The organism is Tahibacter sp. (genome assembly GCF_035481375.1).
In the GTDB taxonomy this organism is placed as follows: domain Bacteria; phylum Pseudomonadota; class Gammaproteobacteria; order Xanthomonadales; family Rhodanobacteraceae; genus Tahibacter.
Window position 1 is genome coordinate 31,848 of record NZ_DATIGT010000216.1, and the last position, 9,976, is coordinate 41,823.

Below are 9,976 nucleotides of genomic sequence, written 5' to 3' on the forward strand. Positions count from 1 at the left end.
CGGTCCGACGGCGGCAAAAAAGATTCCTTCGCCCGACGTTCGCCGTGCGCGATCACCTCGACGTCGGGGGGCGCCTGCGGCGCACCGCCAACCTGCGCACTTTCAATCAGTGCCCGAACAGCCGCAGGAACAGCTCCGTATCCGGCCTGCCGCGGTGCTGGTATTCGCGCAGCGGCATGTAGTGCGTGCGTTCGGACCACCAGATCGAGCGACTGCCTGCGGGATTGAAGTCGGCGAGGCTGATGATGCCGCGCCAGTCTTCGGCGAGGTTCTGCGCTGGATCCTGCACGAGCTGCAGCGACGTCTCGGCGTCGAGCTGTTCGTGCAGCACGCGCGGCAGATCCTGCGCGAGCCGCGACATCCGGCGCCACGGCGTGCCGGCGTCGCCGTTCGTCATCGCGGCCAGCGGCGCGCAGGCGAACAGCGGGAAATAGCGGCCGACGCGATCGACGCTCGGCATCAGCAGGCCGCACAGCGGAGCGGCGGCCCAGATGCCCGTCGGCAGCACGAACTGCCAGACGGGCGCGACGAGATAGCTGTCGAGCCAGTTCTCGGAGATCGAGCGCAGCGCGAACAAGCCTTCCTGCATCCACTCGTCGACGACGCCGACCTGCTCGCGCGGCAGGCTGCGCGTGACGAAATCGCCGAGCGCAGGAATCTTGCCGTAGAAACCAAACTCGCCGACGAGGTTGACGCCACCCATCAGATGCGGCCCGGACACGAGAAGCTGACGAGTTCGCGCAGCCGGAACGGGTTCTGCACGCTGCTCGCGGTCACTTCGAGGACGATGCGCTTGCCGTGGATCAGGAGCGCCGCGACGAAGCGCTCGGGGCCTGCGCCCGGACGGATCTCGCCCTCGTCGAACAGGCGGAACAGCGCCCAGGGTCCGGTCTTGACCATGTATTTCTCGCCGTCGCGCGCGCTCGCGGTGACGATGCGCACCTGGTTCGTCGCGCGCGGGCCCGGCCAGGTCGCGCGCTGCGGCACCTGCGGCCCGTGCGCGTAGCGGAACACCTGTCCGTCGACGTCGAGCGTCATCTGCTCGATCGTCGCGTCCATTTCGAGCACCTTGAATTCGAACGACAGGTCCATGGCCTTGCCGCCGGACGGGAAGAACACGTCGCGGATGCGCGCGGCCTTCTGGAACGCGGCGAGCGAAGCCTGTCCGCCGCCGGGCTGGCGCAGTACCCAGGTCGCGCCGGACACGTCGGCCATCGGTGCGAGGCGGCTCTGGAAGAACTGATCCATCATGCCGCCCTGGCTGAACATGCGCGAGAAATCCGCGAGCGTGACTTCCTGCGTCGCCGAGCGCTCGAACGGATAGCGGCCCTGGATCGCGCGCCGGCAGAACTCGCCGAGCGAGCTGTCGAGTTCTCCGCCGAGCGTGCTGCGGATGCTGCCGTCGGTCTGGCGGCTGCTGCTTTCGGCGAGGTTTTCCAGCATGCCGCGCAGCGGCATCGGCAGCTGCGCCGCCTCGGCGCGGATGCGCGTGAGCACTTCGGTCGAAGGCACGCTCAGCGTCGTGCGCGTCGCCAGCGCCGCCTGCGTGCCCGACATGTTCATGTAGACCTCGTTGAAGAGCTTCATGACGTTGTCGATCTGCGGTGCGCCGCTGTCGGTGCGCACGAGACGGCGGATCGGTTCGAAGCGGTCGTCGACGATGCGCTCGAGGCGTTCTTCCTTGCGCGCGGCGGCCGGCACCATCGAGGGACCGAGCGTGCGGCGCAGGTCGTCGGCGGCCGTGTTGACCTGGCGCTTGGCCTGGTTCAGCAGCGACTGGTCGTTCGCGTTCTCGGGCTTGATCAGCGTCGTCTCGCGCGCAACCGCGCGCAGGAACTGCGCGATCGGCGAGTCGGGCGCCGAGAGGATGCGCGCGGTCTCGATGCTCTGCGACATCGACGAGGAATCGATGAGCCGCACGTCGCCGAGATAAGCCTCCCAGAGCCCGACGTACTCGTGCAGATAGAGGCGCTTGAGGTCGCGCTGCAGCGCGCCCTCGGTCAGCGCTTCGAGCTGCTGCTGCGGGCGCTGCGCGACGCGGTCGAGCACCCAGGCTTCCTCGAGTTCGAGCAGGCCGAGCACCGATTCGGCTTCGGGCAGGAACACGTTGTGATAGCCGTGGAACGTGAACAGGCCCGGGATACCTTTGGTCAGCGGCTGGCCGCTCGCGCGCCGGAACACGAGCGTCGCCTGCGGACCACCGGCCTCGGCGACCGTGAAGTCGCTGAGCGAGCCGTTGTTGAGGCGGTTCTTCAGGCGGCTGTAGGCGCGCTGCGCGAGCGAGTAGCGCGCAAGCTGCTCGCGCTTCTGCTTGACGAGTTCCTGGTCGACCGGGAACGGCGAGGCCACGGAGTCGGCCGACAGCAGCCGCGAGAGATGCGCGAACAACTGGTCGCGCTGCTCCTGCGTCGCCGAGGCGGGCAGGCTGCGTTCCCAGTCCAGGCGCAGGAACGCTTCGACCGTCGCTGCGTCGTAGTGCTTGGGATCGCTGAGCATCAGATAGACCTTGAGCGTCTCGTAGGTCAGCTCGAGGTTGTCTTCCGGCGTCGTGCGCAGCAGCTCTTCGAGGCGCCGCACGATGCGCGGCAGCAGCGCGCTTTCGATCGCCTTGCGGTACGAGGCCTGTGCGGCCGCGTCGAGCTTGGTGCCTTGATAGAGGCCGTAGGTCAGGTTGACCGGCGGATCGCCGACCGTGAAGTTCGGGCCGTCGGCGAGTTTCGCGAGCGCGTTCAGGCCGGGCAGCAGTTCGAGCAGCGTGCCGCCTTCGCCTTTCTGGATACCCTTGAGATGCCCGTCGACGAGCGACGTCTTCGAGTCGACGAAATCGATGTAGCCGGTGTTGCGCTTGTAGCTCACGGCCCAGCCGAGCACGGCCAGCGTCAGCAGGCCGATCACGCCGAGATGGCCGGCGATGCTGAGCCAGCGCTCGCGGCGTTCCGCGCGGCGGTTGCGGCCGGCCAGATGCGCTTCGGGGAAGATGACCTTGTGCAGCAGGTCCCGCAGGAAAAAGCTCTTGCCGCTCTTGGGCGTCTGCTGCAGCGACACGCGGCCGTCGAAGCCGAGACTGCGATTGAGGCTGCCGAGCAGGCGGTCGAACGGCGTGCCTTCCTGCGTACCGCTCGTGAAATAGACGCCGCGCAGCATCGCGGTCGGCGCGAACTTCGAATCGGCGAACACGTTCTGCAGCAGCTGCCGCACGAGCGGCGTCAGGTTCGAGAAGTGCTGCGGCAGCGTGTAGGCGCGCGCGCGCCGCGCCGTGTCGTTCTCGGTCAGCATGAGCTCGGGCAGCTTGTCGAACAGGCGCCGCGCGAGCGCGTCCATCTCCTGTTCCATGTCCTTGCCGAGCTTTTCGCGATTCACCTCGCCGCTCAGCTGCAGCGGCAGCGTGAAGCCCCAGACCTGCGCGCGTTCTTCCTTGCTGAGGTTCGCGAAGTATTCGTTGAAGCCGCCGAGCAGGTCGACCTTGCTCACGAGCACGTAGATCGGGAACGCGATGTTGAGGTTCTCGGTCAGCTCGTTGAGGCGCGCGCGGATGCGCGCCGCGTGGCGCACGCGCTCGTCCTCGCTCGAGGTCAGCAGATCGGCGACCGAAATCGTCAGGATCGCGCCGTTGAGCGGCTGGCGCGGGCGGAAGCGCTTGAGCAGTTTGAGGAAGCCTTCCCACTCGGCCTTGTCGGCCGCCGCATCGCTTTCCTGCGTGGTATAGCGGCCCGCGGTGTCGAGCAGCACGGTCTCGTCGGCGAACCACCAGTCGCAGCTGCGCGTGCCGCCGACGCCGCGAATGCTCTCCTTGCCCATTTCCTCGGCCAGCGGGAAACGCAGTCCGCTGTTGAGCAACGCCGTCGTCTTGCCCGACCCGGGCGCGCCGATGAAGACGTACCACGGAATCTGGTAGAGGTATTTCTGGCCGAACTGCGCGAGCAGTCCGCCTTCCTTCTTGCCGCCGAAGCGCGTCTTCTTGAGCTGGCCGAGCGCGCGCTCGAAGTTCGCGCGAAGTTCGTCGATCGCCGCGCGCGACGGATCGTCCGGCGCCGCCGGCTTGTTCTCGCGCAGGCCCATGACCGCGTCGATGAGCCGCGCGTTCATGCGCTGCTTCTTCCAGACGCGGATCAGCAGCCGCAGCAGCACGAGCGCGAAGATGCCGACGATGATCCAGATGCGCACGACGGTCGGTTCGAGCGGCCGGTAGTTCGCGAACGCGAACAGCGGGCCGAGGAACCAGATCGCGAGCGCGAGCGCGATCAGCCCGAGCGTGATGAAGACGTAGCGGTTGAAGATCAGCGAGAACAGACGGCGCAACACTAGCGAACCTCCTTGTTCAGCTCGGCCGGCGACGCGAACACCGTGATTTCGACGCGGCGGTTCTGCGCGCGTCCGGCCGGCGTGGCATTGTCGGCGATCGGATCGGCTTCGCCGCGGCCTTCGGTGGTGATGCGGCTGGGCGAGCGCACGGTCGCGTCGATCTGCGTCGCGATCGCGCGCGCGCGCTCCTGCGACAGCTCCCAGTTCGACGGGAAGCGCACGCTGCGGATCGGCCGGTCGTCGGTATGGCCGCTGACGAGCACGCGGCCCTTCACTTCGCCGATCGCCGCCGCGATGCGGTCGACGATGTCGCGGAACTGCGGCCGCATCGTCGCGCTGCCGGATTCGAACAGGCCGTCGCCGCGGATCGTCACGGTGCTCTGTTCCGAGGTTTCGCGGACCGACACGAGTCCTTCGCGGATTTCCTTTTCGAGGAACTTCGAGAAGCGCAGCGGCGGCGGCGCGTCGCGCACGACCGGCGGCGGCGTCGGCAGCTTCAGGCTGCTGATCGCGATGAAGCTCTTGTCCGACCGCGCCGCGAGCCAGAACGCGAGCAGCATGTAGAAGCCGACGCCGAGCAGCACCGCGACGATCGCGGTCACCCAGACCGGGATCATGCCCCAGATTTTCGGCAGCTCGGCCGCATGGCCCTGCCAGTGGATCGACAGCGGGCGGTCGGGCACGCCGCGCGATGTCTTGATGATGTCGGCGAGCCGGCGCTTGAGGTTTTCGAGCTGGCTCTGGCCGTTGGAGACGATGCGATAGCGCCCCTCGAAGCCCAGCGCGATGCAGTAGTACATCAGCTCCAGCACGTCGATGTACTGCGCCGGCGTCTGTGCGAGCTTGGCGAGCAGCTGGTAGAACTTCTCGCCGCCCCAGGTCTCGTTGTGGAAAGTGACCAGGAGTGAATTCTTGGACCAGGCGCCCGAGCCGCCCCAGGGCGTCTGCGCCGCGGCTTCGTCGAGCACGGTGCACAGGCAGTAGCGCGCCGCGACGATGTGCTCGGCCGGAATGCCCTGCGCCTTGGCCGCCGAATCGAAGCGGCGGATCTCGTCGGCCAGGTAGTTGCGCAGCTTCTCCGGATCGGCGTTGTGCACCAGCGTGCGGATCTGGTAGACGAGATTGAGGATCGGATTGGCCAGCGCGATCAGCGGCGAGTTGCCGGACGGAATCTCCGGTTCGTGCGACTGCCACGCCGGCTGCGCGCCGGCCGACAGCGGCGCCGCGGCGCCGCCGGGGCTCGGCATCACGAACGTGCGATTGTTGCCGGCGTTGAACGAAGGGTTGGACATGGTCGGTTCTGTCAGGGGTTCAGTACCAGCCGGATGTCAGCGCGGCGCGTGGCGAGCGCGCCGCCTGCGGGCGCCGCTCAGCGGCGCACCGCCCAGCATTCGAGTTCGAGGTCGGGAAATTCGCCGGCGACGTGGAGCGCCAGAGTGCCCGTGTTCTGCAGCTGTTTCCACAAGTCTGCCGAAGTATCCATTTCGAAGTAGTGATAGCCGGCGTGATACGGAATCTGGCGCGGTGCGACCGGCAGCAGGCGCAGGCCGACGCCGGGCAAGTGCAGGTTCACGAGATCGCGGATCTTGTCGGCCGGCCCGATCTTGACCTGGGTAGGGAAGTTCGACCGCAGCGTTTCCGGCGGCGTGGCCGCATGCACGGCGAGGATGAACTGCGCGTTGCGCAGCAATTCCGTGTCGCTGACATGGCCGACGCGCACGCCGTAGTTGCGGATCTGCAGGTCGATCTGCACGGCGTTCTGTTCGAGCACGCTCGACAGGCCGCGGCGCAGCAGGAACATCAGCGGCATGATGCAGCCGTAGAGATCGTCGTGGTCGTAGTGCGGCCACGTCGTCGGCCGGCGCGAGGCTTCCATGAAGGTCGCGAGTTCGCCCGCGATCTGCACCAGCGACGCATAGAAGCGCTCCGGGTGCAGCACCGACGGATTGATCAGGTGCGCGATCAGCGGCTGGTAGCGGTTGAGCATCTGCAGCAGCAGGAACTCGCCGACTTCCGACACGCCGCCGCGGCCCGGCTGGCTCAGACGGTCGGCCAGCACGTCGGCGCGCTGATTCACGAGGCCGTGGAGTTCGTTGAGCAGCGACAGCAGGTAGGCGAACGCCGAGCAGGACACGACTGGCGGGATATATTCGCTGTCGAGCAGCAGCTGCCGGTCGCTGCGGCATTCGACGACGCGCGCGACGCCGACGCCGAGCCAGCCGTCGGCCAGATCCTTTTCGAGCACGAGGCGCAGGCGCGGCGTGCCGAGCTGCAGGTCGGCCGGTTCGCCGGCGATCGAGTTCTCGTCGCGCACGACGGAATCGCTGACCGTGTAGCGCGCGAGCGAGGCCGGATGGTCCTCGAACACGACGTGCTCGGTGCCGGGCCGCTTCAGCGGCAGCGCGAGATAGACCGTCTGGTTGACGACGCCTTCGTTGAAATGCAGCGGCTCGGGAGCGGCGCTCTGCACCGGAAACGCGAACGAGGTGCCGTCGGGCAGCAGGCCGACCGCGTTCTGGATCGCGAGCTTGCCGACCGCAAGCGCGGCGACGTCCAGGCGCAGCTCGCGAAAACCCCAGAAAAACGGCTCGGCCGCAAGGCTGCGCTGGTGCGCATGGAATTCGAGATAGCGTTCCTGCTGCTGGAAATGCTGCGGGCGCAGGAACATGCCCTCGGCCCAGACGACTTTCTTGTATGGATCCATCTCACCTTCCCTGGCTGGCAGTGCGGCGTCGGCTCATGGCGATCACTTCTTCTTCAGCGGCGGGCCTTCCAGCGTCACCTTGCGTTCCTGCAGGTTCACCTTGTACTCGACCGTCGGCTTGCCGCTCTTGAGGAACTCGGGAAGCTTGATCCACTTCTTGCGCTGCGGCGGCAGGTCGAGCGCGGCGCGCCAGACGCTGTTCTCCATGTCGCGGAAGCCGACCATCACGCCGATCGCATCCTCGTCGGCGTCGAACGTATAGCTTTTCTTGACCGTCGCGCCGGGCTGCACCGGGAACGGATCTTTCAAGACGACCACGCCGTCGAGATCCCCCTTGGTTTCGTCGGCCAGCGTGAAATAGTCGGCGGTCATGAACGGCGCGGCGCGCTTGAGCTTCAGCACCGTGACGACGGCCGGCGACGGGCGCAGGTTGATGTCGGGATTGAGCTTGCTGTCGGCGGTCACGACGACTTCGACCGTGACCGGATTGCGCTTCTTCGGTGCCGACGAACAGGCGCCGAGCGCGCCCAGGAGCAGCAGGCAGCAGAGCAGTCCGGCGAGGCGGACGAGCGCGCTCGCAGACAGGGGTGTGGAGGACGACGCAGGCGAGCGGTTGGCAGTCATGGCGTTGGCGGCACTGGTGGGTTTGAGGGCGGCGGACGAGTCGGGGGAGCTTGTCCGTCGGGCGAAACGCGGTGATGACAACGGCGAAACGAAAGCGTCGGCGACCGCAGTCGCAGACGCTCAGACCGGATCGGGGCTCGCCTCGGCGACGAGGTTCGCGACGCTGGTCTGGTCGGGCCACGGCATCGTGATCTCGTTCGGGCGACCGACCCAGACCGCGAGCGCGCTGTAATTGTCCTGCAGCGGCGTGCCGCGCAACTGGATCAGCTGCTCCATCTGCAGCAGCCATTCCTCGGCCGAATCCGCGCGCGTGAGGTGCTCGACCATTTCCGCCTCGAGCACGACTTCCCAGAAGCCGTCCGTGCAGAGCAGGAACGCATCGCCGTCGTCGACGTCGAACGCGGTCTCGAGCGCCGCCGGCGGCACGCCGTCGCCCATGCCGAGCGCGGCGAACAGCAGGTTGCGCTTGGCGTGGTTGCGGATCTCGCTTTCGCTGATGACGCCCGCGTCGACGAAGGTCTGCACGACGCTGTGGTCCTTCGTGAGCTGGCGGCAGCTGCGCTTGCGGAACAGGTACAGGCGCGTGTCGCCGAGATTCGACCATTGCGCCTTCTGCGCCGGACCGTCGAAGAACAGCGCGGCGACCGTCGCGCTCATCTTGCGCAGGCCGCCCGCCAGCTGCTGCCCGTAGCGGATCGCGACGTCGGTCTGCGTGATGATGCGTTCGATGTTCTGCTGCGTGAGGTCGGGCGAATGCGAATACGCCGACAGCACCGTGCGGACGGCCGTTTCCGAGGCGACGTCGCCGCCGCCGTGGCCACCGGCGCCGTCGCAGACGATGAAGCACGCACCTCCGTCGGAGGTCCAGTAGCCGCAGGCGTCTTCGTTGTACTCGCGGCCGCCCTGGCCCGACAGGGTCGCGAATTCGATGCGGACACCGCTGCCAGCGACATAGGTATTCACCGGCTCTTCCCCGTATTGATGCGGTCGATCTCTTGCTCGTAGGCGCGCGCGAACGCGCGCTGGAACAGGTTCTCGAACTCCTCGCGCGCTTCGCCGACCATTTCCTGATAGCCGCTCTCGTACAGGTCCCACAGCCGCGCCTTGTGCTTGGCCGGCATCACCGTTTCCAGGCCGCTCTTTTCGCCGGCACGCGCGAGAAAGCGTTCCGGACCGAGCATCGCCGCGACGTCGTACATCGCCGCGCGCGACCCCGCGAGCAGGCCGACCTGATGCGCCGACAGATCGTCGAACGCATCGTCGATCGCGCGCAGCGGCGGCATGAAGCCCGGCGAGCCGCGGCCGAGCAGCTGCGTCAGCGCCGCGGCGCCGTCCGGCGCGAATTTCAGTGGATTGTTGCCGTCGGTCGCGATGATCGTCACGTTCGCGCGCATCTCGTGCTTCGTCGACGAGCGGCCGTGCATCAGACGGATCGTGCCGGCCGTCATCGCTGCGACGATGCGGCCGAGCATCTCCATCGCCTGCGGCGTGAATTCGCTGATGTGGTTGATGTCGATGCCGCAGCCGCGCGCGAATGCGGCGCGCAGGATCGCCGCGGCGTCGTGATCGACCGATGTCACTGCGACCGGCGCGGCGGCGACGGCCGGCGCAGCGCTCGGCATCGGCGCCGGCGCGGGCGTCGGCGCTGCGGCGCGCGGCGCGATAGCGGCCGGAGTCGGAGTCGAAGCGACGGGCGGTGCCGGCGGCATGGCGGCCGGCGGAATCGGTGCGCTGCGCGCCGCGGCCTGCGCAGGCGGCATCGGTGCCGCCGGTATCGGTGCGGCCGGCATCGTCATGCCGGGCTGCGCGACGTCGCCGAGCACGAGGTCGTCGAAGCGCGTGATCGCCGTCGTCGGATCGAGCGGCGGTCCCGAGCCGAGCAGGTCGGCCATCATGCGCTCGGCCGCGCTCGTCGGTCCGCTGGGCACCGGTGCCGCAACCGGCGGGGGCGTCGGCGGCGGCATCGCGACGGACGGCTGGATCGGCGTGCCGTCTTCCGACAGCGCGGCCGGCAGCACGAACAGCGAATCGATTTCCAGGCCGTGATCGAGCGACACGCTCGCGCTGGTCTCGACGCGGCCGACATCGAGCATCTCGAGCGGGTCGAGCGGATTCTTGTTGAGTTCGAGCACCCGCTGGCGCTGGCGCGCTTCCTCCATCGGCTCGGCGAGCACATCGCTGCCGAGCGCCTGCAGTTCGGAGAACACCTCGCGCACCGCGGCCTTTTCGCTGAGATCCTCGATCGACACGTCGCTCGCCGGAATGCCGAAAGCGGAGGCGGGCGCCGGCGGCGTCGGCGGCGAGAACACGTCGAAATCGTCGGGGATCATCTGCACCGGCTTGGGC

At 67.8% G+C, this 9,976-nt stretch carries 7 protein-coding genes; all 7 read right to left on the minus strand.

Annotation, left to right across the window (positions count from 1 at the left end; genetic code table 11):
• Positions 1–106 precede the first annotated feature (106 nt).
• Positions 107–703, minus strand: a complete 597-nt coding sequence (gene tagF / locus VLF18_RS14235; RefSeq protein ID WP_325280295.1) for a type VI secretion system-associated protein TagF — start codon at positions 701–703, stop codon at positions 107–109.
• Positions 703–4,302 (minus strand): type VI secretion system membrane subunit TssM, encoded by a 3,600-nt coding sequence (tssM, locus tag VLF18_RS14240; protein ID WP_325280296.1) that lies wholly within the window; start codon positions 4,300–4,302, stop codon positions 703–705. Before tssM ends, tagF begins: the two co-directional genes overlap by 1 nt.
• On the minus strand, positions 4,302–5,594 hold the full coding sequence (locus tag VLF18_RS14245; RefSeq protein ID WP_325280297.1) for a DotU family type VI secretion system protein: 1,293 nt from the start codon (positions 5,592–5,594) through the stop codon (positions 4,302–4,304). The genes tssM and VLF18_RS14245 overlap by 1 nt, the downstream gene beginning before the upstream one ends.
• A 77-nt stretch (positions 5,595–5,671) precedes the next feature.
• The gene (gene tssK / locus VLF18_RS14250; RefSeq protein ID WP_325280298.1) at positions 5,672–7,006 is read right to left on the minus strand and encodes a type VI secretion system baseplate subunit TssK; all 1,335 of its coding nucleotides are present in this window, start codon (positions 7,004–7,006) and stop codon (positions 5,672–5,674) included.
• A gap of 42 nt (positions 7,007–7,048) precedes the next feature.
• Positions 7,049–7,630, minus strand: coding sequence for a type VI secretion system lipoprotein TssJ (tssJ, locus tag VLF18_RS14255; RefSeq protein WP_325280299.1), 582 nt, complete (start codon positions 7,628–7,630; stop codon positions 7,049–7,051).
• 120 nt (positions 7,631–7,750) lie between these two features.
• The gene (locus VLF18_RS14260; protein WP_325280300.1) at positions 7,751–8,593 is read right to left on the minus strand and encodes a PP2C family serine/threonine-protein phosphatase; all 843 of its coding nucleotides are present in this window, start codon (positions 8,591–8,593) and stop codon (positions 7,751–7,753) included.
• A partial coding sequence (tagH, locus tag VLF18_RS14265; RefSeq protein WP_325280301.1) for a type VI secretion system-associated FHA domain protein TagH occupies positions 8,590–9,976 on the minus strand: 1,387 nt, incomplete at its 5' end. The genes VLF18_RS14260 and tagH, both read right to left, overlap by 4 nt.

What these genes read in the sequence shown, in the direction of transcription:
- tagF (WP_325280295.1), bottom strand. Translation starts at nt 703, where the DNA reads ATGGGTGGCGTCAACCTCGTCGGCGAGTTTGGTTTCTACGGCAAGATT.
- VLF18_RS14245 (WP_325280297.1), bottom strand. Translation starts at nt 5,594, where the DNA reads ATGTCCAACCCTTCGTTCAACGCCGGCAACAATCGCACGTTCGTGATG.
- tssK (WP_325280298.1), bottom strand. Translation starts at nt 7,006, where the DNA reads ATGGATCCATACAAGAAAGTCGTCTGGGCCGAGGGCATGTTCCTGCGC.
- tssJ (WP_325280299.1), bottom strand. Translation starts at nt 7,630, where the DNA reads ATGACTGCCAACCGCTCGCCTGCGTCGTCCTCCACACCCCTGTCTGCG.